The organism is Actinomyces gaoshouyii (assembly GCF_002076915.1).
Lineage (GTDB): Bacteria > Actinomycetota > Actinomycetes > Actinomycetales > Actinomycetaceae > Actinomyces > Actinomyces gaoshouyii.
In genome coordinates this window covers 2,138,526-2,165,424 of sequence record NZ_CP020468.1, presented here as the reverse complement: position 1 = coordinate 2,165,424, position 26,899 = coordinate 2,138,526, and the positions used below count along the sequence as shown (strand labels likewise).

Annotated in this window: 40 protein-coding genes and 1 tRNA gene; 27 read left to right on the top strand and 14 right to left on the bottom strand. The window is 70.4% G+C overall.

What is annotated here, in order from left to right:
• Window positions 1-66: 66 nt before the first annotated feature.
• From B6G06_RS09135 to B6G06_RS09110, 6 genes are all read left to right on the top strand, one after another.
• Window positions 67-576 (top strand): hypothetical protein, encoded by a 510-nt coding sequence (locus B6G06_RS09135; protein WP_081171952.1) that lies wholly within the window; start codon window positions 67-69, stop codon window positions 574-576.
• Window positions 577-627: 51 nt separating this feature from the next.
• Complete coding sequence (locus B6G06_RS09130) at window positions 628-1,629, top strand: hypothetical protein (RefSeq protein ID WP_081171951.1); 1,002 nt, start codon at window positions 628-630, stop codon at window positions 1,627-1,629.
• A complete protein-coding gene (locus B6G06_RS09125; RefSeq protein ID WP_125898915.1) occupies window positions 1,626-2,363 on the top strand; it encodes a hypothetical protein in 738 nt (245 codons plus the stop codon). Before B6G06_RS09130 ends, B6G06_RS09125 begins: the two co-directional genes overlap by 4 nt.
• Before the next feature lie 126 nt (window positions 2,364-2,489).
• Entirely contained in the window at window positions 2,490-2,891 is a 402-nt protein-coding gene (locus B6G06_RS09120) for a hypothetical protein (protein ID WP_081171949.1), read from the top strand.
• Window positions 2,892-3,108: 217 nt separating this feature from the next.
• The gene (locus B6G06_RS09115; RefSeq protein ID WP_081171948.1) at window positions 3,109-3,462 is read left to right on the top strand and encodes a type II toxin-antitoxin system RelE/ParE family toxin; all 354 of its coding nucleotides are present in this window, start codon (window positions 3,109-3,111) and stop codon (window positions 3,460-3,462) included.
• Complete coding sequence (locus tag B6G06_RS09110) at window positions 3,459-3,764, top strand: helix-turn-helix domain-containing protein (protein WP_081171947.1); 306 nt, start codon at window positions 3,459-3,461, stop codon at window positions 3,762-3,764. The genes B6G06_RS09115 and B6G06_RS09110 overlap by 4 nt, the downstream gene beginning before the upstream one ends.
• A gap of 110 nt (window positions 3,765-3,874) precedes the next feature.
• Here B6G06_RS09110 and B6G06_RS09105 read toward each other — a convergent pair whose 3' ends face one another.
• Entirely contained in the window at window positions 3,875-4,468 is a 594-nt protein-coding gene (locus tag B6G06_RS09105; protein WP_081171946.1) for a recombinase family protein, read from the bottom strand.
• A gap of 240 nt (window positions 4,469-4,708) precedes the next feature.
• On the opposite strand from B6G06_RS09105, the gene B6G06_RS09100 reads away from it, so the two are divergent.
• From B6G06_RS09100 to B6G06_RS09080, 5 genes are all read left to right on the top strand, one after another.
• Complete coding sequence (locus tag B6G06_RS09100) at window positions 4,709-4,984, top strand: hypothetical protein (protein WP_081171945.1); 276 nt, start codon at window positions 4,709-4,711, stop codon at window positions 4,982-4,984.
• A 45-nt stretch (window positions 4,985-5,029) separates the two neighbouring features.
• A complete protein-coding gene (locus tag B6G06_RS09095) occupies window positions 5,030-5,599 on the top strand; it encodes a hypothetical protein (protein WP_081171944.1) in 570 nt (189 codons plus the stop codon).
• A gap of 35 nt (window positions 5,600-5,634) precedes the next feature.
• On the top strand, window positions 5,635-6,387 hold the full coding sequence (locus B6G06_RS09090; protein ID WP_164505217.1) for a helix-turn-helix domain-containing protein: 753 nt from the start codon (window positions 5,635-5,637) through the stop codon (window positions 6,385-6,387).
• A 76-nt stretch (window positions 6,388-6,463) separates the two neighbouring features.
• Window positions 6,464-6,901 carry a hypothetical protein gene (locus B6G06_RS09085; protein ID WP_081171942.1) on the top strand — a complete coding sequence of 146 codons (438 nt, stop codon included), beginning with the start codon at window positions 6,464-6,466 and terminating at the stop codon, window positions 6,899-6,901.
• 161 nt (window positions 6,902-7,062) lie between these two features.
• On the top strand, window positions 7,063-8,019 hold the full coding sequence (locus B6G06_RS09080) for an AcrVA2 family anti-CRISPR protein (RefSeq protein WP_081171941.1): 957 nt from the start codon (window positions 7,063-7,065) through the stop codon (window positions 8,017-8,019).
• A gap of 314 nt (window positions 8,020-8,333) precedes the next feature.
• On the opposite strand, the gene B6G06_RS09075 is transcribed toward B6G06_RS09080, so the two are convergent.
• From B6G06_RS09075 to B6G06_RS09040, 8 genes are all read right to left on the bottom strand, one after another.
• Window positions 8,334-8,720 (bottom strand): hypothetical protein, encoded by a 387-nt coding sequence (locus B6G06_RS09075; protein ID WP_081171940.1) that lies wholly within the window; start codon window positions 8,718-8,720, stop codon window positions 8,334-8,336.
• A 209-nt stretch (window positions 8,721-8,929) separates the two neighbouring features.
• The gene (locus tag B6G06_RS09070; RefSeq protein ID WP_081171939.1) at window positions 8,930-9,433 is read right to left on the bottom strand and encodes a hypothetical protein; all 504 of its coding nucleotides are present in this window, start codon (window positions 9,431-9,433) and stop codon (window positions 8,930-8,932) included.
• On the bottom strand, window positions 9,430-9,747 hold the full coding sequence (locus tag B6G06_RS09065; RefSeq protein WP_081171938.1) for a glutaredoxin family protein: 318 nt from the start codon (window positions 9,745-9,747) through the stop codon (window positions 9,430-9,432). The genes B6G06_RS09070 and B6G06_RS09065 overlap by 4 nt, the downstream gene beginning before the upstream one ends.
• Window positions 9,705-9,971, bottom strand: a complete 267-nt coding sequence (locus B6G06_RS09060; protein WP_081171937.1) for a hypothetical protein — start codon at window positions 9,969-9,971, stop codon at window positions 9,705-9,707. Before B6G06_RS09060 ends, B6G06_RS09065 begins: the two co-directional genes overlap by 43 nt.
• 22 nt (window positions 9,972-9,993) lie before the next feature.
• Window positions 9,994-10,380, bottom strand: coding sequence for a DUF6248 family natural product biosynthesis protein (locus tag B6G06_RS10745; RefSeq protein ID WP_081171936.1), 387 nt, complete (start codon window positions 10,378-10,380; stop codon window positions 9,994-9,996).
• Between the two features lie 17 nt (window positions 10,381-10,397).
• A complete protein-coding gene (locus tag B6G06_RS09050) occupies window positions 10,398-10,700 on the bottom strand; it encodes a hypothetical protein (protein ID WP_081171935.1) in 303 nt (100 codons plus the stop codon).
• On the bottom strand, window positions 10,697-11,044 hold the full coding sequence (locus B6G06_RS10115; RefSeq protein WP_205635455.1) for a WhiB family transcriptional regulator: 348 nt from the start codon (window positions 11,042-11,044) through the stop codon (window positions 10,697-10,699). The genes B6G06_RS09050 and B6G06_RS10115 overlap by 4 nt, the downstream gene beginning before the upstream one ends.
• Before the next feature lie 124 nt (window positions 11,045-11,168).
• The gene (locus B6G06_RS09040) at window positions 11,169-11,393 is read right to left on the bottom strand and encodes a hypothetical protein (RefSeq protein WP_125898912.1); all 225 of its coding nucleotides are present in this window, start codon (window positions 11,391-11,393) and stop codon (window positions 11,169-11,171) included.
• 164 nt (window positions 11,394-11,557) lie between these two features.
• Here B6G06_RS09040 and B6G06_RS09035 point away from each other — a divergent pair, with 164 nt between their 5' ends.
• Window positions 11,558-11,794: a hypothetical protein gene (locus B6G06_RS09035; RefSeq protein WP_081171933.1), complete on the top strand. Its 237-nt coding sequence runs from the start codon at window positions 11,558-11,560 to the stop codon at window positions 11,792-11,794.
• A 446-nt stretch (window positions 11,795-12,240) separates the two neighbouring features.
• Here B6G06_RS09035 and B6G06_RS09025 read toward each other — a convergent pair whose 3' ends face one another.
• Together B6G06_RS09025 and B6G06_RS09020 are read right to left on the bottom strand one after the other, a co-directional pair.
• Window positions 12,241-12,438, bottom strand: coding sequence for a hypothetical protein (locus B6G06_RS09025; RefSeq protein ID WP_081171931.1), 198 nt, complete (start codon window positions 12,436-12,438; stop codon window positions 12,241-12,243).
• 85 nt (window positions 12,439-12,523) lie between these two features.
• Window positions 12,524-12,862 (bottom strand): hypothetical protein, encoded by a 339-nt coding sequence (locus B6G06_RS09020; RefSeq protein ID WP_081171930.1) that lies wholly within the window; start codon window positions 12,860-12,862, stop codon window positions 12,524-12,526.
• Window positions 12,863-12,914: 52 nt separating this feature from the next.
• Here B6G06_RS09020 and B6G06_RS09015 point away from each other — a divergent pair, with 52 nt between their 5' ends.
• The 12 genes from B6G06_RS09015 to B6G06_RS08955 all read left to right on the top strand — a co-directional run bounded on the left by B6G06_RS09015 (window position 12,915) and on the right by B6G06_RS08955 (window position 21,256).
• On the top strand, window positions 12,915-13,508 hold the full coding sequence (locus B6G06_RS09015; protein ID WP_240494056.1) for a hypothetical protein: 594 nt from the start codon (window positions 12,915-12,917) through the stop codon (window positions 13,506-13,508).
• Between the two features lie 107 nt (window positions 13,509-13,615).
• Complete coding sequence (locus B6G06_RS09010) at window positions 13,616-14,977, top strand: CpaE/TadZ family protein (protein ID WP_081171928.1); 1,362 nt, start codon at window positions 13,616-13,618, stop codon at window positions 14,975-14,977.
• Window positions 14,974-15,834: a hypothetical protein gene (locus B6G06_RS09005; RefSeq protein WP_081171927.1), complete on the top strand. Its 861-nt coding sequence runs from the start codon at window positions 14,974-14,976 to the stop codon at window positions 15,832-15,834. Before B6G06_RS09010 ends, B6G06_RS09005 begins: the two co-directional genes overlap by 4 nt.
• A 322-nt stretch (window positions 15,835-16,156) precedes the next feature.
• Entirely contained in the window at window positions 16,157-16,984 is an 828-nt protein-coding gene (locus tag B6G06_RS08995) for a hypothetical protein (protein WP_081171925.1), read from the top strand.
• Window positions 16,981-17,859 (top strand): DNA adenine methylase, encoded by an 879-nt coding sequence (locus B6G06_RS08990; RefSeq protein WP_081171924.1) that lies wholly within the window; start codon window positions 16,981-16,983, stop codon window positions 17,857-17,859. Before B6G06_RS08995 ends, B6G06_RS08990 begins: the two co-directional genes overlap by 4 nt.
• An 89-nt stretch (window positions 17,860-17,948) precedes the next feature.
• On the top strand, window positions 17,949-18,104 hold the full coding sequence (locus B6G06_RS10270; RefSeq protein ID WP_164505216.1) for a hypothetical protein: 156 nt from the start codon (window positions 17,949-17,951) through the stop codon (window positions 18,102-18,104).
• A gap of 2 nt (window positions 18,105-18,106) precedes the next feature.
• Entirely contained in the window at window positions 18,107-18,352 is a 246-nt protein-coding gene (locus B6G06_RS08980) for a helix-turn-helix transcriptional regulator (protein ID WP_081171922.1), read from the top strand.
• Entirely contained in the window at window positions 18,349-19,206 is an 858-nt protein-coding gene (locus B6G06_RS08975) for a tyrosine-type recombinase/integrase (protein ID WP_081171921.1), read from the top strand. Before B6G06_RS08980 ends, B6G06_RS08975 begins: the two co-directional genes overlap by 4 nt.
• A 17-nt stretch (window positions 19,207-19,223) precedes the next feature.
• Window positions 19,224-19,619: a hypothetical protein gene (locus B6G06_RS08970; protein WP_081171920.1), complete on the top strand. Its 396-nt coding sequence runs from the start codon at window positions 19,224-19,226 to the stop codon at window positions 19,617-19,619.
• A 32-nt stretch (window positions 19,620-19,651) separates the two neighbouring features.
• The gene (locus B6G06_RS08965; protein ID WP_081171919.1) at window positions 19,652-19,837 is read left to right on the top strand and encodes a hypothetical protein; all 186 of its coding nucleotides are present in this window, start codon (window positions 19,652-19,654) and stop codon (window positions 19,835-19,837) included.
• 49 nt (window positions 19,838-19,886) lie between these two features.
• Window positions 19,887-20,078, top strand: a complete 192-nt coding sequence (locus B6G06_RS08960) for a hypothetical protein (RefSeq protein WP_081171918.1) — start codon at window positions 19,887-19,889, stop codon at window positions 20,076-20,078.
• Between the two features lie 38 nt (window positions 20,079-20,116).
• Window positions 20,117-21,256, top strand: coding sequence for a tyrosine-type recombinase/integrase (locus tag B6G06_RS08955; RefSeq protein WP_164505215.1), 1,140 nt, complete (start codon window positions 20,117-20,119; stop codon window positions 21,254-21,256).
• Between the two features lie 125 nt (window positions 21,257-21,381).
• On the opposite strand, the gene B6G06_RS08950 is transcribed toward B6G06_RS08955, so the two are convergent.
• A tRNA-Pro gene (locus B6G06_RS08950) sits at window positions 21,382-21,458 on the bottom strand.
• Between the two features lie 160 nt (window positions 21,459-21,618).
• On the opposite strand from B6G06_RS08950, the gene B6G06_RS08945 reads away from it, so the two are divergent.
• Entirely contained in the window at window positions 21,619-22,491 is an 873-nt protein-coding gene (locus B6G06_RS08945; protein ID WP_081171916.1) for an SDR family oxidoreductase, read from the top strand.
• A gap of 61 nt (window positions 22,492-22,552) precedes the next feature.
• Here B6G06_RS08945 and B6G06_RS08940 read toward each other — a convergent pair whose 3' ends face one another.
• A complete protein-coding gene (locus B6G06_RS08940; protein ID WP_420807193.1) occupies window positions 22,553-23,581 on the bottom strand; it encodes a metallophosphoesterase in 1,029 nt (342 codons plus the stop codon).
• A gap of 37 nt (window positions 23,582-23,618) precedes the next feature.
• A complete protein-coding gene (locus B6G06_RS08935; protein WP_081171914.1) occupies window positions 23,619-25,991 on the bottom strand; it encodes a transglycosylase domain-containing protein in 2,373 nt (790 codons plus the stop codon).
• Between the two features lie 270 nt (window positions 25,992-26,261).
• Between B6G06_RS08935 and B6G06_RS08930 the strand changes: the two genes are divergently transcribed.
• Both B6G06_RS08930 and B6G06_RS10110 read left to right on the top strand, forming a co-directional pair.
• Complete coding sequence (locus B6G06_RS08930) at window positions 26,262-26,588, top strand: WhiB family transcriptional regulator (RefSeq protein ID WP_080462379.1); 327 nt, start codon at window positions 26,262-26,264, stop codon at window positions 26,586-26,588.
• Between the two features lie 55 nt (window positions 26,589-26,643).
• Entirely contained in the window at window positions 26,644-26,802 is a 159-nt protein-coding gene (locus B6G06_RS10110; protein ID WP_095532457.1) for a Sp36 family protein, read from the top strand.
• The last annotated feature ends 97 nt before the right edge of the window (window positions 26,803-26,899 follow it).

Genomic DNA, 26,899 nt, shown 5'->3' with positions numbered 1-26,899 from the left:
GTGCCGGCGTCTGCACCTGCCGCGCACCACTGGGAGCAACACAACTCTCCAGAGAGGAGCGCCCATATGGCCGCCACGATCCAGGTCGGGGAGAACATCCCCGACACCCACTACTTCATCGCTCTGCGCAACAACCAGGACGACAGTCTGGTCCTGTTCGACACGCCCCAGGAGGCGGTAGGGACACTCGACCCGGCCTACCTGTCCGAGGGTGCGGCCGGTGACCACGCGGCCTTCGCCGCACGCCGACACCTGGCCCTGGCGTTCATCGCTGCCGGCCACGACCGGCTAGACCCCCACCGGGTCGCCGCCATGAGCGACTCGGAGAGGTTCGCCCTCTCCGCGCGCGGCAGGCGGCCGGTCACCGAGGTGACCGAGTGGACCAGTGACCTGCCTCTGTACGTGCTGGCGGCATGTCACGCGCCGTACACGGATGTGCCACTACCGCAGGGGGAGGAAGTCCACCCGATCGACCCTTACACGGAGGTCAGCCTGGTGACATCTCTGGCCGACGCCGGGCTCCTGGATGCCTGGCACGTCGAGGCCGGACAGACCTGGGATGGAGGAGGCGAGTAGCCCAGCACGCGGCCCTGAGAAGGGCGGGCACGGCGCCGTACAGGACCGTGTATGAGCACCTTCGACGAGAGCCTGGTCAGCCGCGACAGCGCGGGACGGTTTGATGTCAGGTCGCCTGGGCCGCCTACGGCATCCCTCGAGGAGCCGGAGTCGGCGCGCATGATCGACGGGCAGAACCTCTCTCGGGTCGTCGCCTCGATGGTGCTGAAACAGCAACACCGGGTAGGGGACACATCCGATGTCGACGAGGTCGTTCAGAACGCCTGCCTGGAGATCGGCAAGACCTACGGGTGGGGACGCATCCCCTTGGCCCCGATCCGCCAGGTCGTCTCCAGGACCCTGGCACGCTCCCAGGGCCACACCAGCCTGGGCTCGACCGACCGCCGAGCCCTGTCGGCCCTCGCTGGCCTGAGGCGCGCCCGGGAGGAGGAGTTGGGGCGGGGCCTGACCTGGCGTGAGGAGGAGGCTCTCGCAGACAGGGTGCGCCAGGAGTGGCCAGACGCACGGCACCGCCCGTCACGCGACCTGCTGAGGAAGGCGCGGATGGCACGTCCGAGCAGTATCCACCGCGACGACGGCGCCCTTGTCGAGGGGACCGGCCTGTGGGCCGGGACTGAGGGAGCGCCGGCAGCAGACCCGGCGACGGCGACAGGCAGGGTCGAGGCAGCGCTGAACGGGCCCGGCCGTAGCAGCGCGCGCCGCGACGCGTGGGACGCACTGGCCGAGCTGCGTGAGGCCGATGGCGGTGGCCGAGTCCCCCGAGTCCGGGCACGGACGCACTCTCCGCGTGCGGCCGCATGGGCGCGCCGCACGATGGATGACTACCCAGGAGGGGTGCTGGGAGCAGTAGACCGGTGGGGGCAGGCCGTCGAGGACGACGGCACGACTGCCCTGTTCGCGCCCTTCGACGCCGCTGACGAGGAGGGACGGGATGCGGTGTGCGACCTTCTGGCCTCCCACCCGACAAGTGCGGACGACCTGTGGGCGGCGGCACTGACCGCCTCCACCCGTGGGCGCGAAACTCAGCCCGCCACTGGGGAGGAGGAGGCGTGAGCGTGTTCGACGAGCGAGCCCATCCCCGCGGCGCTGACGGGCGCTGGACCACCCACGCACCCGCCGCGCCGGCGGCGAACCTGACAGGCCTGGAGGCCGTGACCCTGCGGATCGCCCACCCTGAAGGGGCGCGCGCGATACCCCAGGCAGCGATCGACTATGCCATGCATACCGGTGGGCGTGATTTCGGCCCCGACGACGTGGTCGAGGTCGAGCATCCCGCCTACAACGTCTACCTGCCGGACACCGCGGCGGTCGTGACTGTCAGGGGAGGGAGCGTGTGCCGTACCTCGGATCGCTCCCAAGGGCGTTTCGAGGTTCGAGACGGGGCGCGTCTGATCGCACGTGGCCGGGCGAGCGTGCACGCCTACGCCTCCACCGTGGACGTCCACGACCAGGCAGGGGCTGACCTGCACGAGGGGACGACAGCCCACCTGTACGGAGCCGACGGCTCGGTCAGGGCGCGTCCTGGCACCACGGTCTACGCCTGGGCCGGCACGGTCCACGCAGACGCCGGGGCGACGGTGTGGATCATGGGCCCGCGGGTCACGCTCGACACCGCCCCGGGGACGTACATCGGTGACGGCGTCGACTCTCCGATCGGACGGCAAGCAGCCCGACTGGTCGAAGAGGACATCTTCGAGCGGCACCGCCTCAACGCCGAGACTGGCGTCTACGACCTCGAACCCCAGTACTCAGGAGATCGGCAGCGAGCAGCTTCAACGAGAACCTGAACCTTCGCGGATCCGACGGCAGGTGGGCGCCAGCCACGGCATTACCTCCCGCAGCAGCACTACCGCAGTTCTCAAGCATTTGCGAATACCACAGCCCCGCCCCCGATTCTTAGAAGGAGAATTATCATGAGCGATGTTGACGCCGTTCACCCCTATTTCATCATCAAGGCCGCTGAGTGGATGCGTCGCGCGGGCGGTGATCCCGCCGATGCCGGTGGCCTGGCCCGGTGGGCGCAGATCGCCTGGCACGCCGCTCGCGACGAGTCCGGCAGGCCCACCCGCAGCCGCTTCCGCTACCGCGGGGTGTTCGTGGCCCAGGACGGCACCGTGCTGGCCGAGACCCGCCGCTATGGCAGTGGTGAGCTCACGGTCGATCACGTGGAGTCCGCCGACCTGGAGCGGCTGACCGGCGAGACCTCCCCGACGGTCTGGGATATGGCGCTGGCCGCTATCCGCCGCGCGGTAGGCCAGCCGGTCGCCTACTGCCGCTACTCCGAGGTGTGCCAGGGCCCCACCCCCCGGGCGTGAGCGCTCACAGGCCGCTGGACGGGGCGCAGCCCCCCCCGTCCAGCGGGCACGAGGGGGAGATGGCCAGGTGACACCGACCAACAGGAGGGCGTCAAGGCCGCCGCAACTACTGCGGCGAGCAGCTCTAGGACGAACGGGGGCTGGTCCCACCCAGTGGTGGGGCCAGCCCCCAGAATATCCCCCGCCACCGATATCGCTTTCATGATATAATTTGTTCATGCGATGGACGGTTGAGCTCTCCGACGAGGTGCTGGCCTGGTACCAGGGCCTGAGCCCCGAGGGCAAGGCGGCGGTCGGGCGCGTACTGGCCCGCCTGGAGGAAGCGGGCCACATGCTCGGCATGCCGCTGTCGCGCCAGCTCGGCGGCGGCCTGCGCGAGCTGCGGTTCACCTGCGAGGGCGTCGCCCGAAGAATCACCTACGTGCTCGACCCCGACCGCCGCGCCGTGACCCTGACCACATTCCGTAAGCAGCGCGACAACGAGCGGGCCCAGATCCTGCGGGCCCGCAGAGCCCAGGCGGCCCACGAGGCCGAACGAGCAGCCACCCACAGGAAGGCAAAGCGACCATGACCACCACGCCGTTCAGGCAGGCCGAGGCCCAGGCCCTGGCCGCCATGACCCCCAGCGAGCGGGCCCGCTTCGACGCCGCCCAGGCCGAGGAGGAGACCCGCCTGCGCCTGGCTGAGCTCGTCTACACCGCCCGCACGCGCGCCGGGCTGACCCAGGCCGAGCTCGCTGACCGCATGGGCTCCACCCAGTCCGTGATCTCCGCCGTTGAGAACGGCGGCCAGGTCCCCTCGGTCTCGACGCTGTGGCGCATCGCCCATGCGCTCAACCTCGACCTGACCATCGACATGGCCGCGGCGAGCTGACCAACGGGCTCACAGAGTCCTTCGGGAGCGTGACGGCCGCGTCGTGGCCACGATGCCGCCCAGGGGATGCGGCAGGCGGGCTGCGCCCAGCCGTTGGACGCCCTGGCCTTTTACTCGGTCTGCTGGTTGAGTGCTCTGTGGAGGGTGGAGCGGTGCACGCCCAGATCGCGGGCCACGACCGCTTTGGGCATGCCCGCGGCCACGCGCGCCCTGGCCCGGGGGATATCCGCCTCGCTCAGGGCGCGGGCGCGCCCGGTGTAGGCGCCGCGCCTCTTGGCGGCGGCGATGCCCTCGGCCTGCCTCTCACGGATGATGGCCCGCTCGAACTCGGCCACGGCCCCGAGCACGCCGAGCAGGAGCCGGCTCATCGGGTCGGCCTGGCCGGCGCCGTAGGTCTGCGCCTCGCGCAGGAAGGTCACGGCCACGCCGCGGCCGGTGAGCTCGTCGACCAGGTCGGCCAGGTCGCGCACGGAGCGGGCCAGGCGGTCCATGGAGGTCACGACGAGCTCGTCCCCGGCGCGCACGTAAGCCAGGGCGGCCGCCAGGCCCGGCCGGTCGCGCGATGAGCCGGAGGCCTCATCGGTGAACAGCCGGTCCACGTCGCCGAGGGCGGCGATCTGGCGGTCGAGGTTCTGATCGATCGTGGAGACCCGGGCGTAGCCGATGCGCTGGCCGGCGGGCGCCGGCCGAGTGTGGTGCTGCATGTCTAGAGCCTCGCACACATCCGTCGCACAACAGCCATATCCGGCCCTATCGCGACGGGCCGGCGGCGTCACCGGAATGTCGCGCTGGGGTGCACCCCAGCGAACCATCACATGTGAGCGCCATCACATACCACTCGGTGGGGTCGGCACGAAAAGGGCTTGACGCCACCCCTCTTGTTGGGATAATATTATCTCAACAAGGGGCGGAGAACGCTGCCCCCACCTCAGAAGGAGGACACCATGACCACCCTCGACTACGTGATCTCCACGATCTCCTCCGGCCTGGCATCGCTGGCCGTCATCGTCGACGGCAAGCGCGACTGTGTCGCCACTCTGGAGCGAAACGACATCTGGTGGCCTGGGATTACCTCGGACAGCAACTGGATGGCGATCCGCTCGCCGTCGCACGCCGACGCGATGGCGAATCAGCACGACCGTATGCAGTATGCCGTGGCCTGGGGGCGCACCCGCAAGGAGTGTGCCGAGAACTTCCTCAAGGCGCGCCGCGAAGCTTGAAGAACCCTGGCCGCTGAACATGGTCATGACACATAGGAGGAGACAATGGCAACTGCGACTACAGCCCCCGCTGTTGGTGCCACCCTTGTTGGTGCCACCCTCGACGAGGTGTTGAGGCGGGCGCATGACGCCTACGCCACGACCGTCGGGGCCAGGGAGGTGCTTGATCGCTACGAGCGAGTCAAGCGCGACAGGGACGAGGGGACCCCCGGGGCCTTCTGGGAGGACATCGACTCTCCCGAGGCCCTGGGGGCGGTCCGCGCCGCCGCCGGCGAGGTGGCCCGGGCGTGCCGGACTCAGAGCGCAGCCGTGCGCGCCCTGGTCGCTGCCGCCCGTGAGGGCGGGGCTGCCGCCGGCCTCACGTTGCGCGGTCCCGCCCTGGCCGATGGTCTCGAGGTGACCATCGACGCCGGGACCCGGCACGCCCGGATTGTCACCGGCCGCGACATCCTGCACGTGGAGGCCTATGACGAGTGTCTCACCCGTAACGGGCTCCCGGTCGTGGGGGACCCCTGGGTCTACGAGCTGCCCGGGTGGCTCGGTCTCGATCCGGACGCCGCTGTCCCCCAGGACCTGCTCGTCGAGGGCGCCGGCACCGCCGAGGAGGGCCAGTGATGGGCGGGAGCGGGACACGCGACCATCACGACCCGATGGTCAGCATCCGCGCCGCCCAGGACCAGGACGGGATATCCCGTCCGGTGCCCGAGGGCGTGGCCGACCTCTACCAGCGCGTCTGGGACGAGGTCATCGACTCGGTGCCCGACGGCGTCGACGAGCAGTGGCCCGCCGTCGTGGACGGCGTCGACAAGATGGTGATCTCCGGCCCCTGGGGTGCCGCGTTGAGCATCACCCCTCGCCTGGATGACACCGGGGCCCTGACCGGGGCGGCATGGAGGGGGCAGCGCGCCGACGCCTCGGCCATCATCGGCCACGGCTCGCCGCCCGCCGCGGTCAGCGCCGCCGCCGACTGGGCATCCTGCCTGGACCGGACCCCGGCGATCACCGGCGTCGAGCTGGCCGCCCGGCGCGCGGCCACCGGCGCCACCCAGGCCGACCTGGCCCGCATCCTGGACGTCGGTCAGAGCGTGATCTCCCAGTGGGAGTCCGGACGGCGCGCCCCCCGCGACCCCGACGGCGTGCTGGCCGCCATCGAGGCCCTGGAGGCCCTGGCTAATGACCTGCGCGACCAGGCCGTCGACGACGGCACCACCACCGGGGTCGTACCCGTATGGGACGCCCCCGAGGCCTACCGCGCAGCTCGCCCCGACGAGGTCGAGCGCGGAGCCTCACCGGCCATGCGACGCATGGCCGCGGCCCGCGCCTGGCACGACCTGCGCAACCAGGGCTCCTACGCCCGCATCATCCCCGGCCACACGACGGACGAGACGCGGGAAAAGGCTTGACCCCCGCCCCCTACTGAGATATTATTATCTCAACAGGGGACGGAGAAGCTGCCCCCCACCTCAGAAGGAGGACACCATGAGCATCAGCATCCTGGACGAGATCACCCGCCGCGACGCGATCGTCGGTGAGGTCGCGTCGCACTTCCTCTACTACAAGGAGTTTCGGACCGCTGAGGAGCTGAGCGCGCTTCACGCCGCCGGCGGCGATGAGTGGGGCGACCTGCTCGATGGCGCCATCCGGGCCGCCCGCCCCCTGGTGGATGAGGATGGCACCTGGACGCATACCGTCATCGGCTACGACGGCGAGCAGAGCGCCATCGAGACCATCGACCTGCCCCTGATCATCGAGGCCGCTGCGACCGCGCGCGCCCTGCGCGCCATGCAGCAGGAGGGCCTGCACACCCCGGTGCGAGCCATGGGCGAGGTCTCGCGCCAGTACCGCGCCGCCCTGGACCGCGCCAACGCCGAGGTCCTGCGCGAGGTCCTGGCCGCCGAGCGCGGTCTGATCGACTAGCCGCACGCTAATGGCAGCCCGGATGGTCGCAGGCGGGGTTCGACTCCCCGCCCGGGCGCGACACATCACCACCAGGGAGGCAGCACGATGAGCGATCGGGAGTGGGCGCTGTGAGCCGGCGTTCCAGGCCGGCGCCGTGGTCGGCCACGACCGTGCCGGTCATGGCCCGCTCCCTGGTGCGCGCGGGCCGCGCCGAGGCCGTGCGCCTGGCCGGCGTGGCCCAGCGGGCCAGGGCCATCGGGCGGGCCGACCTGGCCGCCCAGCTAGACGACTCCGCGCGGGCCCTTCAGCGCGGTGCCGCCACAGTCGAGGCCGCCGAGCTGTACTGGGTCGCCGGGCCCATGGCCCGACTCGCGATGGACGCCAGTCAGGACGTGCCCGCGATCCTGACCACTGATGCTCCCGCCGCCCACGGGCTCATGGTTTTCGCCGAGCCCCTGCCAGCCTGGGACACCACCGGCACCGACGGCCTGGCCCTGCGCGACGGGGCGCGCACCGACGTGCCCTATCACGACCCCGTGCCCGTCGATGCCCTGTCATGGGCGATCACCGCGCCGCACCACCGCGCCCACGCCCAGGCCGGGGCCGTGATCCGCGTCGAGCTGCACACCCGCCCCGCCCGCCTGCCCCTACCCCTGATGGAGCACCAGTGCCCGTTCCTGGTGCCTTTCACCACCATCACCCAGCCGATCCCGGCGGCCCTGGACGCCGGCGGCACGGTCCTGGCCCCCGCCGGCGTGGCCACCGCCGCCGAGCACGTCGGAGTGCTCGCCCTGCTGCAGGCCGCCTGGGTCCTGATGAGCACCCCGTCAGTGGCCACCACCGCCCCCGCGGCGCCCGCCCCACGCGCCCACGGGCCCGCGCGCCGGCCAGGCCCGTGCGACGTGAGCGTCATCGATGTCCGCCCCGCCCGCCGAGCCCGCCTGGAGCCCCACGACACCGCGACCCCGTCGGGCAGGCGCCTGACCACCCGCCACGTCGTGCGCGGCCACTGGACCCACCAGCCCCACGGCCCCGGCCACCAGCACCGGCGCCTGCAATGGATCGACGACTACCTACGCGGCCCCGCCGACGCCCCCATCACCACCCGCACCCACGTATGGGCCTGGCGCCACTAACCCCCAAAACCAAAACGGGCAGGTCGGGCTGTGGCGGGGTGGCGGCCCCCGGGGGGGGCGCCGGTGGCGGCCGCTGGCCGGTGGCGCTCACGCGCCGGCGGGCGACACTTGGGAGTGTTGGGCGCGGTGGAGCCCCCTGCCCACCTGTGGACGCCGCCGGCTATCGCCGGGCCGGCGGCGACGCACAGGTGGACAGCGGGACCCGCACCGGGGCCGTGGACAGCCCGGTGCCGCTGCCTGGTTTCGCCCTACGCGGCGGCACGGGCTGACCACCATACGAGAGCGGCGGGTCCCGGCGCTGTGCGGGAGCGGGGTCAGTGGTGGGTGTTGAGGGGTTCGACGGCGCGTGCGGTGGCGGTGAGCCAGGCGCGGCGTGTGGTGGGGGCGAGGTTGTTCCAGAGCAGGGGCCTGCTGGCCATGGCGGGGTCGTAGGGGATGGCGACGGCGGAGCGGGTCATGGTGTTGAAGCGCTCGACGAGGTCGTGTGGGTCGGGTTCGTCTTTGGAGGCCCTGGAGACGATGACGGTGGCTTGTTGGGCCAGGCGGGCGGTGTGGGTGTTGAGGGCGGTGAGCTCGGCTAGGAGGAGGCGGGCGGATTCGGCGAGCTCCCATGCTGATGGTGGCAGGGTCAGGCCGAGGCGGTTGAGGCGGCCGCGCAGGCCGCGTTTGGCGCGCTCGTGGGCGGTTGGCTCGGTGAGCATGGTGGCGCGCAGGGCGCTGTCGCGCCCGGTGGGGTCGTCAGGTGCGGTGGCGTGGGGCGTGGCGGGTGGGGGCGTGGGTGGTGGTCATGGTTGGTCCTTGGTTGTCTTCGGTGGTGGCGTGGTGGCGGGCGGGGCGGGGCGTGAGCCGGCTGATGGTCCGGGCGGGGACGGTGGGCAGGGTGGTCCGCTGCTCGATCTCGCGCTGATCATCACCCTGCCACAGGAGATCGACGCGGCCGGCGCCTCACCGCCGACCCAGTGGGCGCCGTCTCGCGGGCGTCACTCATCGCCTGTCCTCCTCCCAGGTCGTAGACGTCGAATCGGAACGTGGTCGCGGCCCGGCCGGCCACCCGCTCGCTCAGCTCCTCCGGGCGCCCCTCGATACGCAGATCGAGGTGACGCGAGTCGTCATCCGGCAAGAGCCCGGAGGCCACCAGGCCGTCAACGATCGGCTTGACCGTGGGCGCGAAGTTGTGCGGGTCCCGCCTGCCCCTGGTCGAGAACAGCACCGTGACGACGATCAGGGCCCGCTCAAGGCGCGGCGCCGGGTCCCCGCTGCGGCGGGCCTCGAAGTACCCCAGCGTGCGCAGCTCACGGGCCCGCGCCGCCACCCGCATGCGGGGCCGGCGGTCGTTCAGGCTCAACGCCTCAGTGGCGAGCATCGTGAAGTCCCTCGACCACACCGGCCCGGCAGGGCGGCCCACCGAGCTCATGCGATCCTCCCCTCGGGCCCCGCCGCCGACGCGGCCCGCCAGCGCCTGGACCACGAGCGGATCAGATCCGGGCGCAGGCCCTGCCACTGGGCCACGGGCTCCTGCCCGTCCAGCACGAGGACGACCGGCAGGCCCGTCGCACCCAGATCCGCGGTCAGGCGATCACGATGCTCATCGGCGCTCAGCTCGGTGAAGCCGACGCCGGCTCGCGTCAGCGCCCGCATGGTCTGGGCGCAGGCGGTGCAGCCCGGGCGCGAGTAGACGACGATCCTCATGCCGCCCCACCCCCGCTCGGGGCCGACGAGGCGTCCCACAACCCCAACGCCTCGCCGCTCATCCTCGCCAGGTGGCGGTCCAACCCCGCCTGGCAGCCGAGCAGCATCCAGCGGGCCCTCCGCGCCTCGTCGGCGACCCTGGCGACCGCGTCATCCATGCCGACCGGGTCCGCGCCGTCGGCAAGCAGGGCCTCGCGCGTATAGGAGACCCGCCCCATGTTCGGGCCCATCGCGGTCATCGTCACCGTCACCCGGGCGCTCATACGGCCTCATCCCCTTTCCCAGTCATCCCAGAAGCTCGAACAATGAACCAGTGCCCTGCGCACCGGGCGCGTACAGATCCGCCTCGTACTCCCGGCCCGGCAGCCGATGCCCCCGGTCGTGGCACGAGCACCTGCCCCGGTGCGTCACACCCGCCTCCCATATCTCCGGATCGAGGGCATACCCCCTTGAGCTCACGATCCAGCCGATGCTCATGTCCGCCACATGCTTGTGCCAGCGCTGGTCATCGCACTCGAAGGTGCACTCACGATGCGCGCCGCGCCGGCAGTGGAAGCACGGCCCGTCGTAACAGGGGCACGAGGTCCTGAACACGGGGCTCTTCCTGTAGGTCTTGCGCATCCTCGGCGTCCACACGTGCGCCCGGATCCACGCCGCGTCCCGCTCACTCATCGGCGCAGGCCGCCCGCTCACAGCAGAGCCTCCGCGCAACGGCCTGCCTCGACGGCGGCTCGGCGCGCCACCTCGACAGCCCGCCTGTCCTCCTCCGATACCCCCAGGCCCGCCAGCATCGCCCCATCGCACGGCACGTTCTGGTACACGCCCTCCGAGCCGTCCTGGTGCAGAGCCACGCCCATCAACGACATGCGGGTCTCGCCGTCCTCGACGACCACGCACGCCCTGCGCATATCGGCCCACCTGGCAGCACTGCCCCGCAACGGGACCAGCACCGGCTTGGGCAGGTCCACGACGACCTCGACGAACACGCTCATGCCGCCTCACCGATCCCCAAACCGTCACGGACCGCCCTGACGCGCGACCTGGCCAACTCCGTGCGCTCCTGCGGGGTCTTGCCTCCCCACATGCCGAAGCGCCCGTCCTTGCGGGTGCCCAACTCCAGGGCGAGAGCCGTCTCCAAGCAGCGGGAACGCACCGGGCACCGGCCGCACACCTCACGCGTCCGAGCCACCGCCTGCCCCTCCTGCGCGAAGAGCCGCTCCATGCCGGCGCACGCGGCCGAGGCCGTCCACCGCCAGTCAGCGACCTCCTCATCGGAGATGAACGGCTTCGCCCCCACCGGCAGGCCCAGCGCAGCGCGCCGCCGGTGACGGCGCACCGCGCACGCCTCACAGCGCCCACCACCCGCGTGAACCGCCCTGCCCGAGCGCACGCGCCTCCTGCGCTGCGGCACCATCTCGCGCCCGCAATCACGGCAACGCTGACACACACTCCAATCAAGCTCAGTCCTCATCAGCCATCTCCCCCTCAACATCGACACTTCCAGCCGCCCACAGACCCGGCGCCCCCACGACCATCACCGACCCGGTGAAACCCAGCACCAGAGCGAGCACCCCCACCCCTGACAGCGCCGGGCCCAAACCCGACAACGCAGAAGCCGCCTGAAGCACCGCGCACAGCAACGCCGCCGCCAGCAGCACCAGCCCCCACAAACGCATGCGCTCCACCCCAGCAGCAGCGCCAGGCGCAGTACCAGGCACCTCACCCCGCCGCATCACGCCACCCCCTCACCGAGGCCCGAGGGATCCTCCTCGGTAGGCTCCGAGGCACTACTACCCGACGACGCCGCACAGCCACACGCGGCGTCGTCACCGCCTACCGAGGAGGAGTCATGGCGACCATCCACTATGGGAACTACAACTTCAGCTGGGACGACGCTGAGGCACGGACGTTTCTCGCCATGTACCGCCGCAAGCTCGATACCGGCGAGACACTCATGCTCGCTTGCGGCACCGACGACGGCGATGTTGCCTTCGTCGTGACGCCCGGCGTGCCAGTCCACGTCGAGTTCGACGACCCCGTCGACGACGCCGGGCGCCACGAGCTCGGGCTCGACGAAGCACATTGACTCAGTAGATGCGAACGCGACCATCACGCACCTCCACGACCTCGTCACCCTCGACGCAACGGCCACGGGCGCCACCGTCCGCGACCGCTTCACGGAGCTGCTTGTCCAAGTCGGCACGCAGCGACGTGCGGTGCTGGTTCATGATGCTCAACGCGGGCTCAGGCCTAGCCTCCCGGCCCTCCGCCAGCGCGCTGGCCCTCGGAACACCCCGAAGTGCGCGCCCCGACCGGCACAGATGAGCAGCCAAATCAAGACGCTCCGCCGACTCAACGGTCAGTGAGGACCCACGCTGGTCGATGGCGGCCACCCCGTCACGCCGCCTCCCCACCAGAGGAGGCCGCGAGCGCGGGCACTGGAGGGGCTGGCGCATGATCGGCGAGGACGGGTGGACCTGGAGGCCTAGGCCCAGACGACCGGCCGCGACCAGATCGACGGCCAGACCTACCTCAGCGTGGACGCTTGCCCGTAACATCACGGCTCGCCGCGCCGAGGAAGCGGGCGCGCACGGTCGTGGGCGCCCGCGTCGCCGCCAGGTCCTGGTCGTTGAGTTCCACCTCGATCTCAGCCCAGGCGGCCGCCTCGTCTCCGACATCATGCTTGATACCGGAGATCTGGGCCTCCCACAGGTCGGGGTCCTCGGACATGATCGTTCGTCGGCGACGGCGAGCACCTCAGGTGCGAACTCGCCGGGATAGTTGTTGACGCGCTGGAGCGCCAACAGTCGGATCTTCATCGGGCCTCCTCCAAAACGGGGGAGATCTCGTACGCGACGAGGTCGTACAGCAGGTAGCGAGCCCGCGGCCCGTCGGCACCGCCGGGGTCTCGGAGCGCCGCGAGCTGAACGACCCGCTCGTAGACAGCGGTCTCCAACTCCTTCAGCTCGGTCGGCACGTCGAGGTCCCCGCGGACCAATACGACGTCAGGGGGCAGCCTCAGCCCGGCGCGGGCCGCTCGCACGAGGTCTCGTAGGACGCCCCGGCGGGCGTGGTCGCGTTCGGGGGCGCCAAGGTTTCGGGCGGAGCTGATACCGCAAGTGAGGTCAATGACGATCTGGATGGTGATGTCCATGCACCAGTAGTGGGCGGCAGCCTGGTCTCGTGTGTCCGCCCACTACTGGGGCATGAGCACTGAGACACCCTCTTCCACACCCGTCGTCCCAGGGCTCGGTCTGTACGGTCCACGGGGGTGGACGGTGAGTGCGGGCGTGTGGGACGTCCTGGCCGACTGCTACGACGAGATGCGCTCGCAGGCCGTGCCCGCCGCCCACGGCCTGGAGCCGACCGGCCTGATCGAGCACGGTGAGCCGGTCGATGACTACACGCCCTTCCACGACATGGGGCCGCGCGCGGCCAGGTGCCTGCTCCAGGTCCTGCCCGCCGAGCAGCTCGAGGACCGTCAGAACCTCTCACCGACCCTGGGGGCGCTGCTGCGCGCCTGCGTGAGGGCTGAGGGGCGGGTGAGGCTGTCCGGGTACGGGATCGGGCCCCAGCGCGTGGACGAGCGGGTGAGCGTCGAGGCCATGTGGGTCGCCGACCCCGACCTGCTTGAGATGGAGGTCCACGACCGTCACGACGACGCCTGCCGCTGCCGTGAGCTGTGGGACGCCGTGCGCGAGCGCTACGACCTCGACGCCCAGGCCCTTCCGGACGAGATGTCCGTGCGACGGCGGCAGTGGTCCCACGGCGAGCTGGGGACCTGGCTGTGGTGGGACTGACCCGAACGCGGAGAACGCGGAGCGGTCGAACCGTGGGATGACCCGCGCATGCGGCCTCAGGCCCGGGACTGGAGGCTGACTTCTGCCTGCTGCTGCCAGTAGTGGGCATGAGACGAATCGCTCTGCCTCTAGCGCCAGACGCCCTGGTCAAGGTCCTCACCGACCGAGGTGCCCGCCTGACAACCGGCGACGACGTCAGAACCGCCGTCGCTGCCATCTCCCCGCTGCTGCACGGCGGTGACGTCGACGCCGTCCTGCTCGTGCATGCCGGTGGCCGGGAAACGGACCTGGTGGATGTCTGGGCGCGCTCGCTAGCCGAGTTCGCGCCCGCACGGTTCGTCGGCATCGGGAAGTGGGGCCCGGCTGTCACCAGCCTCGAGGCGGGATGCAGTCTCACCGACCTGCTGACCGAGCTCGGCCTCGAGCCCGAGGCCGGTGACGACACCGTCACGGTGAGAGCCGACGGGACCCTGGACGGGGCCACGGCAGACAGTGCCCCAGACCAGACATCGGCCGCCGCCGGAGAAGGGCGCGCAGAACCGCCCGCCCCGGACGTGCGGGAGGCCCAGCCCGAGACGGGCAGTCCTGCTCCGTGGGGAGCCCGCGGTCGTATCCGCCCACGTCCGCCGGCTTCCTCCACGCCCGCTCTCGAACAGCCGAAGAGATCCGCTCCGTGGGGCGCGTCCCGTCCCCACGAGCATGACTGGTCCGGCGTCCTCTTCCTCGTCTCAGGGCGAGGTGGCGTCGGCCGCTCCACGATGAGCGTCGCGATTGCCGAACGGGCGGCCAGCCACCTGGGACGCAATGTCGTGCTCGTCGACGCCAACGTCGGACAGGCAGGCCTCGCCACGAACCTGCGGGCGATCGGCGACACCGGGGCCTCCCGGCTGCCGACGATCGCGGACCTGCGTACGGGCGCAAGCGTCCAGCAGGTCGTAACTGGCCCCGACGACCTGCGTCGCGCGGGCGGGGTACGTATTGGCTTCGCCTGCGTGCTGGCGCCTGACCCCGACCAGGCGACAGCCGCCGCCTGCTCCCCGGACCGCTACCGGCAGGTGATCGACGAGCTCACACCCGTATCCGACCTAGTCGTCGTCGACACCTGTGTTGCTTGGCAGAGCGATCCGACCGGCATCACAGACGGGCTTATCACTCCCGGGCTGCAGGCAGGCGCGAGCATCCTCGTCGTCACCGACCCGTCCCTGGAGGGCGTGGCAGGCGCACGGCGTCTCGTGTCCTGGGCCACCCGCCTGGCGCCAGGGCGAGTGTCCGGCCTGCTGAACAAAGTCCCGCCGTCCGCTGCCGTCCTCGGTCCGACGGAGGCGTCGACGCTGTTCTCCCCGGCTCCGTGCCTCGGAGCGGTCACCTACAGCGAGTCGGTCGCCGTCGCTGCGGCCCGGGCGAGGCCTATCGGTCGCTTGACAGCTCTGGCGGCCGACAAGGTCCTGACCCACCTGGGCATCTCATGACGCTCCCCAGGCACCCCTGGCTGGGGAGGTTCATCCCTGCACTGGACTCGCTCGTCGCCGCCTCCGAGCTCGCCCCTGACACGCCAGATGACGCGCGCGTGTGGAGGGTCGCGGCGTTCACGTGGGCGCCGGGCACGACCAGCCATGGGCGCAAGGGGAGCAGGCGGCTCATGCCGTACCGCGTCCACTGGGACGTCCTGGCGGACAGCCCCGAGGAGCGCACAGGTCAGGTCGTTGGCCCCGGCGTCACCCTGGACGTGCGCGCAGAGCCCGAGCCCGTGACCGTAGCTCAGCTACGCAGCGAGGCCCGGGATGCCCGGTGGTGCTTGTTCACCGAACTCAGCCGCTGGGCGCCCGGGGCGGTAGCTGCTGCGCACTCCGTCCGCAGTGCGGAGATCGCTCGGAACATGCAGCGCGACGACACCCCGCTGCTGGACGGACCGGCACTGGAGGCAGTTGAGGGCGAGCTCATGCTCGCCCCACGCGGGTTCTTCGAGCGGATGCTCACGCTGGTCGTGCGCCCGTCGTGCTTTGACCGGGCGGACCCGGAGCTGTGGATCCGCACCATGCTGCGCCGGGAGGCTGACCAGGCCGTCGGACGGGCCATCGGCGACGTCCTCCCCGGCCCGCAGATCCGGCGTCTGCTCGCGATGCACCGCGATGAGCCGCTGGACCTCCAGCGGCTCATCGACCTGTACAACCGGGGCGCTTCCCGGACCAACCGGATCGGTCCTTCTCGAGCGGCCCGCGCGCTGCTGGCCGGCACCGCCTCGCCGACACAGCAGCCTGAGTACCGGCTCAAGCACCTGGCCTGCGCGCAGAGCGCAGAAGACACCTACCTCGGAGCCGAAGTATGAGCCGGCTCGAGCAGGCCAGGCTCCTGGCCGCGGTCGACGCCGGACTCCTGAGCATCGCGGACGTCCTGCGCTCGGCACCAACCCAGGAAGCAGCAGGAGATCTGCACATCTCCCAGTTGCTGCGAGCCGCAGGACACCGCACTCCGATCGCGGTTATGAAGCGCGCTAGGCACACGCACGGCGGCATCTTCGACCCGACGCTGAGATGGGTCACCGACCCTCGCAGCCACGGCCGACGCCTGGCCGCCTACGCGGACGCCCTCGAGCCAACATGCACCTGGCCGGGTTTCCCGTTCACGCCCGCCCCAAAGGGGTGGCACCGGTGAACAAGACCGAGCGGCTGCGCGCCGCGCTCGCGGGCGAGGAGGACCTGGACGCCCTGCTGTCGTCATGGGCGCCGGACGTGAGGGCCGTCGCGATAGCAGAGGCCCGTCGTGTCGGAGTCAACCGGCCCCACGAGCTCGACGAGGTCGTCGCTCTCGCCTGGACCGAGGTCGCCAGGATGATCGACGATGAGCGCTCGGGCGCCTCCCGGGCCGTCTACAAGTTCGACGCGCACCTGGTGATGCGCCTACGCAATGCTGTCCGGCTCTGGACGGACAGCGAGGCCGGCCACGCCCCCGCAGCGGGCATGAGCTCAGTACTGCGCCGGCGCCGGGCCATCCAGCGCATGACCAACCACGGCCTGACCCCTACGGAGGCGGTGGAGATCCTCACTGGATCCCGACACAAGGATGGCGTCTACAGCGTCACCGACCTCCAGATCGAGGTGACGACGAGAGACATCGACGACGAGGCGCTGCAGGTACCAGGCCCTCTCGACCCGGGGGAGCTCGCTGAGCTCATGATGGGACCTGAGGCCGGCTACGTGGTGGCCCCCTTCGAGGGACGCGCTTTTGTCGAGGCCGTCGTCGCCGACGTCGCCGACGTCGACTCCCGGGCTGCGCAGGTAGTCCAGTCGTGGCTGGAGACCGTGTGGATCGGTGATGAGGCCACGACTGTCGCGTCGCTCGCACGCAAGCTCGGGATCTCCCGCGGTCGGGTTGAGACGGCGCTGGCCCTCGGGCGACGACTCGCGGCGACGCGCCTGTCGCGTATGGGTGTACACGTTGGCCAGACGTCGGGCACCCTGCCGGGGGAGGAGACGTGAGAGGGCCACGGTGGCTATCGCCATTGCGCTACCCCGGTGGCAAGGCGCTCCTCGGGGAGCATCTCGCCACCGCGTTCTGGGCGCTGCCCGAGCCGATCGAGGTCTGGATCGAGCCCTTCGCCGGAGGTGCCGGGGCAGCCCTGGAGGCGCTCGTGCGCCACGACGTGCCCGAGGCATGGCTGACTGACCTCAACCCGGCCTTGGCAGCATTCTGGAAGCAGACTCTGACCGACGGGACCAGTTTTGCGGACCGTGTTGAGCGCACCCGTCCGTCACTCGACGGCTTCTACACCGCCCGGAAGACGGTGGCCGACGCGCTGGCCGGCACGGGGGCAGAGGATGAGGCGGAGCTCGCGCTGGCCACGCTCGTCGTCAACCGCTGCTCACGCTCAGGCATGCTCACCCCCACGGTCGGTCCCATAGGGGGTAAGGCCCAGGCGGGACCCTGGACGCTCCTGAGCCGTTGGAACCCAACGGGCCTGGCCGAGCGCCTCAGGCTCATCTGCGACCTCGCAGAGGCAGGGAGGCTGAGGTTCGACGAGGCCGACGGCGTCGAGACGATCGAGGCACTGGCCGGGTCCGGCATCGAGGACGAGGTCTTCGTCTACGCCGACCCTCCCTACACCGACGTCGGCAACCGCCTCTACGCGCACGGGATGAGCGAGGAGCAGCACTCCCGACTGGCGACTGCGCTGAGGGCGTGCCCGTCACCGTGGGTGGCCAGCTACGACGCCAGCCCGGCCGTGCAGGCCCTGTACCCGGACCAGCACGTGGTCGAGATCAGCATGCGCCACACCGCGGCCAACAACCGAGTCGGCTCGGAGTACCTCATCGCGCCCTGGGCGGTACCGCTACCCGAACCGAGCGCGCCGTGAACGCCATCAGGGCGACGGTATCCGCAGACGCTGTCGGTTCCGGGCACGGGCGTGCAGCAACAGAGGTCCTGTCCGCCCACTACTGGTGCATGCGCGACCTACTCGCTACCACCACAGCTGCACTCCTCGACCTGCTGCAGGCCCTGGCCCGCAGCACTCAAGGGTGGGTGCTCCAGCACCCCGTGTACACGGTCGGCATCGCAGTCGGCCTGTACATGGTGGCGTCCGCTGGGCGGAGGCGGTGAGCATGACCATCACCGTCACCGCCCGACCCTCATCTGACGGGCTGGAGACCATGCTCACCACGTGTGACCTGGCTGATGCCCTGTCGGTGTCGCCGCGCACGCTCGACAACTGGCGGTCCGCAAGCCGTGGGCCGGCCTACTTCCGGATCGAGGGCACGGTCCGGTACCGGATGAGCGATGTGGTGGCGTGGCTCGAGGGTCAGCAGGTGCAGACCCTCGAGTCGTTGAGCGGAAGGCGCCGGCCATGACCATGCTCCCCCGATTCTTAGCCCGCCTGTCGGGCCGGACCCGCCGCAACTACGCCGACGACCTGGCCCTGTGGGACCGGTGGTTGGTCAAGCGAGGCACTGACCTGATCGCCGCCAGTCGCCAGGACGTTGAGGAGTGGCTGGCCGAGCGGCGCGAGGGCGGCGTCAGTGCCCGCACGGCCGCCACCAACTTGTCGCACCTGCGAGGCCTGTACCGGTGGATGCTCCGGGAGGGCATCCGTCCCGACGACCCGACCTCCCTGGTCGACTCGCCCTGCTACGGCCGCTCCGAGAGGGCCTGGCTGGGACGAGGGGACACCAGACGTCTGCTCGACGCGTCCCGCACCTGGTCGGGCGGTGAGTTGGCCGCCCACGTCCACCTGTGGGCCCTGTCCGGGTTGCGCCCAGGCGAGCCCAGGGGCCTGCGCGTCGAGGATCTGGGTAGCAGCGATGGGCGCTCCACGCTGGGCGTGCCGGCCACCAAGAGCCCGGGCCGCGAGCGCCTCACCTTGCCTGACGTCACGGCTCGCCTCCTGAGGGAGGCTGCCGGTGGGAGACGTCGAGGGCCTCTCCTGCTCCACCCCCGCACCGGCCGGCCATGGACCGCGGCCTCCGAGCGGGCCCGCCTCCACCGTCTTCTGGACGACGCCGGCCTGCCGACCGTCACCCCCTACGGACTCAGGACCGGGTTCATCACACACGCCTTGGCCGCCGGCATCGACGAGCGACTCGTCATGATCAGCGCCCGCCACATCTCGTCGGCTCAGACCGCGCGCTACGACCGCCTGCGCGACCAGGTCGAGAGGGCAGTCGGCCCAGCGCTCGCCCAGTGGCTATCCGCACCCCGTCCCTAGACGGCAGAGGAGTTGGCATGATGACGGATGACTTCGCCCGTGACCAGCGGGGGCGTTTCACTACCAGACCCGCAGGACCGCCCGCCACCCAGCTACCCCCAGACCACGACAACCAGGTGGTGGGGACATGGAAGACGGATGCCATCAGCGGCATCCCCTTCGTCTACCGGAACGGTTGGATGGCACAGCTGCTCCCGCCCGAGCACCCCGCCGAGGGCAGCGGCTGGCGAACCCGCTGCTACAAGTTCAACGGCGCCGGTGTCATCACCGAGCACGCTGACGAGAAGACCGCCCGGAAGGCCGCCGAGGCCTTCATCCTCGCCGCCCCGCCCATGCCCAGTCGGCGGACCTGTCACTGGTGCGGCCTGCCGATCCGCGGCAGCTACTGCGCAGAGTGCGGCGAGCAGTTCTGAATGACAGACCACGGACACCAGTAGGAGGACCCATGGAGGCCACCGACAAGCAGGTCGACTACATCATCGACCTGTGGAACCAGGTCAACGGAGCATCTGCGAAGTACCTGTCGCAGACAGACCTCCCCCTCACCCAGCGGGAAAAGAAGGGAGGTATGACGAGGGCCGAGGCGTCCGGCTACATCCGTGACCTGCTTCGCCAGCGCGACGCGATGTAGTACCTCTGGCGACCGACCCCTGCCACCCCATCACCAGCAGGAGCTGAGCATGAATCCGACTGACCCCATCGTCCACCTGCGCATCGCCATCGGCGGCGCTATCTGCGCCCTCCGGGGCCGACACAGCCCAGTCTTCGTCGAGCACTGGACCGCGTGGCCTGTTGAGCGCATGACCTGGAGGGGATATATGTGCCGCCGCTGCCATCAGACGCTGTCCGTCCCCGACAACAACCCACGATAAGGCAGACCCTGGAGCCGGTGCGTGGCACCATGGAGCGCATGCCACAGCATCGACTGCCCGTTGGCTCCTGGGGGAAGGTCACCGTCTCGAAGAGGGGAAACGCGTGGCAGGCGAGGACCTATGTGCGTGACGCCGACGGGGTCCGCCGCCAGGTACGTGCCCAAGCCGCCACGAAGGCCGCCGCCCGCCAAGCCCTGGCGCGGGCTCTGTCAGGGCGAACCCGCCCGCCCACGGGCCTCATGGGACCGTCCACGACCGTAGACCAGCTCCTGTCCGCATGGTTGGAGCATGTGCGCGCCTTGGGCAGGGTCCGTCCCCAGACCATCGACGGCTACGCCAGGGTCGCGGACTCGATTGTGTCCCCAGCACTCGGGGCTTGGTTGATCGGGGAGGTTACGGCCGCGGCTGTCCAGGCGCTCATCCTGGACGCTACGCCTGGCCAGCGGCACACGGTCCGCACGATCCTGGGGCAGGCATTCTCCTACGCCCGCCTGGACGGCGCCATCGCCAGCGACCCGGTGTCAGACACCGTCGTGCCCGCCCCGGCTGAGCGGCATGAACCTGACGCACTGACTGCCGACCAGGTCAACCGCCTTCGCGAGGCCGTACGCTCCTGGGGCAGCACCCGACGCTACGGCCCTCGAGCGACCACCACGCTGGCCTGCGCTGTCGACCTCATGCTCGGCACCGGCATCCGCGTCGGCGAGACCTGCGCCCTGACCTGGGACCGGATTGACCTCGAGGCTGGCATCTTGCGGGTGGAGGCGACCTACGTTGACGGCCCCTCGGGCAAGCGAGGAGTGCAGCAGGCACCGAAGACGGATCGCAGTCGTCGGACGCTCTATCTCCCCGACTTCGTAGTCGTCTCCCTCGTCGAGCACGGTCCCAGGGAGACCGGCCCTGTTCTGGTGACTCGTACAGGTGCCTGCATGTCGCCGGCGAACCTGCGTCGCTCGCTGCGTGCTGCAGTCGCGGAAGCAGGACTGGACTTCAAGGTCACTCCCCACACCCTCAGGCGCACGCTGGCGACGTTTCTGGCCCGCGAGCTCGGAACCAGGCAGGCCGCTGACCAGCTGGGGCACACGGACCCGGCAGTCACCTTGTCGCACTACATCGCGCCGGAGCACCGCGGGCCGGACGCCAGGGCTGCCATCAACATCTTCATCGAAGGCACCTAGGCTGAAGGTGGTCACAAAGTAGTCGCAAAGTAGTCACATCTTGTGTGGGTCAAGTCCTGGGCGGCACCACCCTCCACGTGGTTCCAATGAAAAGTGGCCACCATCGTGTGATGGTGGCCACATGCTGGTCGGGGTGGCGGGATTTGAACCCACGACCTCTTCGTCCCGAACGAAGCGCGCTACCAAACTGCGCCACACCCCGTGTGTGTGCAGCGGCAACTATAGCCGGGCCGCCTGCGCCGAGGGAAATCACCATCGGTCGCCCGTCAGGTGTCGTCCATCACTGGGAGTCCTGCGGGGGAGGGTGCCATCGGGGACGGCCGTCCCTTGCCCGCGTCCGCGCGGCGCGCTTGACTTCCCCCATGACCAGCGCAGACCTGTCCCCTGATCCCCTGCCACTCGCAGGCCGAACGGTCCTCGTCACCGGGGTCAGCCGCCGCGCCGGCATCGGCCATGCCATCGCATGCCGCGCCGCCGCCCAGGGGGCCAGCATCGTCGCCCACCACTACTCGCCCCATGACGCCGCTCAGGCCTGGGGCGCTGACGACATCGACGCCGTCATGGCCTCCATCGCCTCCCATCTCACCGACGGCGCCCGCCTCACCCCCATCGGCGCCGACCTCGCAACCTCCGGCCAGCCCGCCCGCGTCGTCGCCGCCGCGGTCGAAGCCGCCGCCGATGCCGGCCACCCGCTGACCGCTCTCGTGTGCAACCAGGCCATGAGCGAGCCCGACGCCCTCCTGCTCGACATCACCGAGGACGTCCTCGACCGGCACTGGGCCGTCGACGCCCGCGCCTCGATCCTTCTCGCCCAGGCCTTCGCCAGCGCCGTCGTCGGGGAACGGGCCGGGGAAGCGGATGAGGGACCCGCCGTCCCGTCCTCCGACCCGACCCGCGCCATCATCTTCCTGACCTCCGGCCAGGCGCAGGGGCCCTTGCCCGGCGAGATCGCCTACGGCGCGGCCAAGGCCGCCATCGCCGGCATCACGCTGACCATCGCCGACGAGCTCGCCGATCACGGTATCCGCGTCAACACCGTCAACCCCGGCCCGATCGACACCGGGTACCTCACCGCCGAGGCCCTCGACTCCCTCCGCGGCATGCTCCCCTTCGGACGATTCGGGGAGCCCGACGACGCCGCCCGACTCATCACCTGGCTGCTGGCCGACGACGCCCGCTGGATCACCGGTCAGGTCATCAACTCCGAGGGGGGCTTCGCCCGCTGGCGCTCCTAGGCGCTCCACCTAGAGCTGGGCGAGCTCCGCCGAGCTCCCAGTGCGGCCCTCAAGGTGGCCCTCAGCGCGCCGGGACGAGGGTGAGCAGCGTCGCCTCCGGGCGGCAGGCCACGCGCACGGGCGTGTAAGGGCTCGTGCCCAGCCCCGCGCTGATATGCAGGTACATGTCCCCCGCTGCGCTCGGATCCCCGATGCGCCCCGGCCACTGCGATAGGCGCTGCGTGACTCTCCGCCGATCCAGGTCGCAGTTCGTCACGAGCGCGCCGAAACCGGGCAGGCAGAGCTGGCCGCCATGAGTGTGGCCCGCCAGGGCGAGGGCGACGCCGTCACCCGCCATCGCGTCCAGCACTCGCTGGTAGGGGGCGTGAGCGAGCCCCAGGCGCAGCGCCCGCCCCGAGCGGTCGAGGATCGGCGGGAGGAGGGCGGCTGAAGCCGCGCCGTCGGAGCCGTCGTCCGGAACGGGGTAGGAGTCCCGCTCGGCGTGAGGATCATCGACGCCGACCAGGTCCACTCTCCGCCCGCGCACCGTGAGGGTCCCCCGCGCGTTCGTCAGGTCCGCCCAGCCGCCGGAGGCTTGCAGCTCGATGACCTCCCGCCAGGGCAGCTCCACGAGGTGCTCGCGCGCGTCCTCGGCGTCCGCCGTTCGCGGGTCGCGGCGCAGGTAGCGGGTCGGCAGTTTGAATACGGAGGAGTAGTAGTCGTGGTCCCCCAGGACGAAGGCCCCCGGCAGTCCCACGAAGGGCTCCAGCGCCCGCTGGAGCGGTTCCAGGCCCGAGGCGAAGGACAGGTGGTCGCCCGTAGAGATGACGACGTCGGGGTGCTCGGCGGCCAGGCCCCGCACCCAGGCCACGCGCGTCTCCGTGCTGTCGGTCAGGTGCAGATCGGCCAGGTGGAGGATCGTGATCGGCTCCTCGCCGTCGGCCAGGACGGGCACGGAGAAGCGCCGCAGCACCGGCAGGCGCGCCTCGAGGAGCGCGTAGCCCAGGGCGCCTGCGCCAAGAGCGGCGAGGGAACCCAGAGCGCGGGCGGCGCCAAGGCGCCGTGCGCGGGAGGAGGATGTGCGCGGGAGCGCGGTCATAGCAGTCGTCATGTCGAAGGGCCCCAGGATCGTGAGTGCTCGCCAGTGGTCAGCCGTTGCCGCCGGCCGGGCCGGTCGCCGCGGCGCCTCCGGAGCCGGAGGAGCTCAGGTTGGACGTGAACTCCTGGCGGCCGGCCGCCGTGGGCGCGGAGCCCGGGACCTGCCCGGCCGGGAGCACGGCGTCAGCCTGCGCGACTGCCCCGGACTGGTCCGCCGGTGCTGCCTGAGCCGCCTGCGCGCCCGCCTGGACCCCGGCGTCGCCCGGAAGGGCGGGGACCTGGCCGGACGCCCGCCTCGCGTTGCCGCCCGACGGCTGCGCGGGCTGAGCCGCGCCCAGGCTCACCTGGGTGAAGGGCTCCGCCCCCGTCCCCGACAGCGAGGTGTCCATGAACTGCTTCCACATGGGCGCGGGAGCGTCCGAACCGTACATGGTGGCGTAGTAGCGCCCGCCGATGTACTGGCCATTCATCGCCTTGGTGCCCTCGGAGTGGCCCATCCACACGGCGGAGGACAGCTGCGGGGTGAAGCCCACGAACCAGGCGTTGTCCATCTCCTCCGTGGTGCCCGTCTTCCCCGCGGCCTGCCGCCCCGCCAGGGCGTAGTTCTTCGCGGTTCCCTGGCCTCCGAGGACATGCGTGAGGGTCAGGGCGACCCTGTCCGCAGCGGTCTGGTCCATCACCTGCGAGCAGTCCGCGCTCGGCACGGCCATCTCGGTTCCGCTGTGGTCCGTCACCTTGTTGATGGCGATCGGCTTGCAGTAGACGCCATGCGCCGCGAAGGTCGCGTAGGCGTTGGCCATGTTGAGCGGGGGGACGTTCATGGTGCCCAGAGTGATCGAGGGCCGGGGGTCGATCGGGTTGCCATCGGCCTTGGTCACGCCCATCTTGGCGGCCAGGTCCGTCACCGCGCAGATGTCCATCTGCTGGATCATCTTGGCGTAGGCGACGTTGATCGACATGGCCGTGGACTGCAGCACTGAGTGCGAGCCCCCCTCGCCCGGGTTGGCGTTGCCGACCTTCCACTGCTCCACGTAGGAGTCATCGCTGCAGGAGATGTTCCAGTTGCCGGCCGGGAAGGTGGTGGGATCGGTGTTCATCGTCTCGTACCCGGATCGGCCCATCTGGTACCACTGGGCGAGTACGAACGGCTTGAACGAGGATCCCGGCTGGAAGCCGTTGTTCTCGATGCCGCCGTGCTTGGAATCAGCGGAGAAGGAGATCTGGGTGACCGAGGAGTCGTTGCTGTCCGTCCCATAGGTGGTGTTCTGGGCCATCGCCTGGATCTTGCCCGTTCCGGGCTCGACGGCGACGATGGCTCCCTTGACGTTCGAGGGATCGCCGACGGGGACGTAGTTGGCGATCGTGTCGTCCGCGGCCTTCTGCTTGTTCATATCCAGGGTGGTGGTGATCTGCAGGCCCCCGCGCAGCAGCAGCTGGTTGCGCTCGGTGGCCGTCTTGCCGAAGAGCTCGGAGTTCTGGATCTCGCCGACGACGTAGTCGCAGAAGTAGGCCGCGGACCCCGCCGAGGCGCATCCGCCGACCTGGTTGGTGACGTGGAGGATGTCGCTGATCTGGGTCGCCACTGCCTGGTCGTACTGGGCCTGGTCGATGAACTCGTTCTCCAGCATCTTCTGGAGGACCCAGTCCATGCGGTCCTTGGCCAGATCGGGATAGGTCACCGGGTCATAGGCGCCCGGCGCGTTGGTCAGGCCGGCCAGCAGTGCCGCCTCGGGGATGCTCATCTCCTTGGCCGAATGACTGAAGTAGTGCTGCGCGCTGGCCTCCACCCCATAGGTGGAGGGGCTGAAGGCGGCGATGTTGAGGTACCCCTCCAGGATCTGGTTCTTGGCGTCGGGCAGGGTTTTCTCCAGGGTCAGGGCGTACTTGATCTCCCGGAGCTTGCGCGCCGTCGTCGTCTCGGTGGCCGCGCGGATCTTCGTGGGATCGCCGCTGCGGATACCGGCCTCCACGAGGACGTTGCGCACGTACTGCTGGGTGAGGGTGGAGGCGCCCTGGCGATCGGCGCCTGCCGCGTTGGAGGCCAGCGCGCGCAGCATTCCGGTGGGGTCGACGCCCTTGTGCTGGTAGAAGCGCTGGTCCTCGACGGCGATGACGGCGTTCTGCACGTTCTTGCTGATATCGCTCAGCGGCACGACGATCCTGTTCTCGGCGTAGAACTGGGCGATCTCAGTGCCGTCGGAGGAGCGCAGGACCGAGACCTGGCTCGGTTCGAGCACCTTGAAGTCATCGGGCAGGTCCTCGAAGAACTCCAGGGACGCCTTCGAGATCACGCTCGCCGCCCCCACGAAGGGCACGGCGAAGCCCGCGGCGAGCAGGCCGCCGACGGTGGACATGACGATGAAGGCGAGGAGCGCAGACAGGAGCTGCTGTGAGTCGAGGGTACGCGCAGAGGTCTTCGACATGCCCCCAGACTACGTGGTCGGCGGACTCGATGCAGGGGTGGGTGGTACGGGTCGCACCCGGCGCCCCGGCTCCTGTCCGAGTGTTGGATGACCGGCTCCGCGACGGCGCCTCCTGTCCAGGTCGCACCCAGGCGGCTATCGGCCGTTTTCCAGCCGGGCTTGCACGACGGCGCGAGTCGGAGAGGATTTGGTGGAATGGGCTCGACTGCCTTACCGTCGGGGTATGTGACGGGTCTGACAACGATGCTGGACCTGACCGCTGGAGATGGGATGAGGATGATCGACCAGACCTGGGCGGCGCGCGCGGCCTGCGCGGATGCGGAGCCTGACCAGCTCTTCGGCAAGGGCGCGGAGCAGCGTGACGCGCGGACCCTGTGCTTCACCTGCCCTGTGAGGATGGAGTGCCTGGCTGAGGCCCTCGACTCCGAGTCGTCTTTCGGGGTGTGGGGCGGTCTGACCGAGCGTGAGAGGCGCGCCCTGCTGCGGCGCTTCCCCGAGGTCGAGGACTGGGGCGAGTGGCTGCGCCGGGAGGACGACGAGCTCGTCGCTGAGATCCACGCCCGTCGTGCCCCCAGGATCCTGGCGCGAGTGCGCTGAGCGCCCCGTCGGCCGCCGCTTCCCGGCCGTCTCGCCAGCTCGTAGGCTTGGCGGTATGACTACTTGGGAATACGCCACCGTCCCCCTGCTCACCCATGCCACCAAGGCGATCCTCGACCAGTGGGGCGCTGACGGCTGGGAGCTCGTGCAGGTCATCCCCGGCCCCACCGGCTCGGAGAACCTGGTCGCCTACATGAAGCGCCCCCGCGCCTGAACCGACGAGGAGCCTCGGTGCCCGACAGCGCCAGGGGAGTTGACGCCCGAGTCACCGGGCGCGCGCCGACGCCGGACGGATTCGCGGCCGAGGGGCC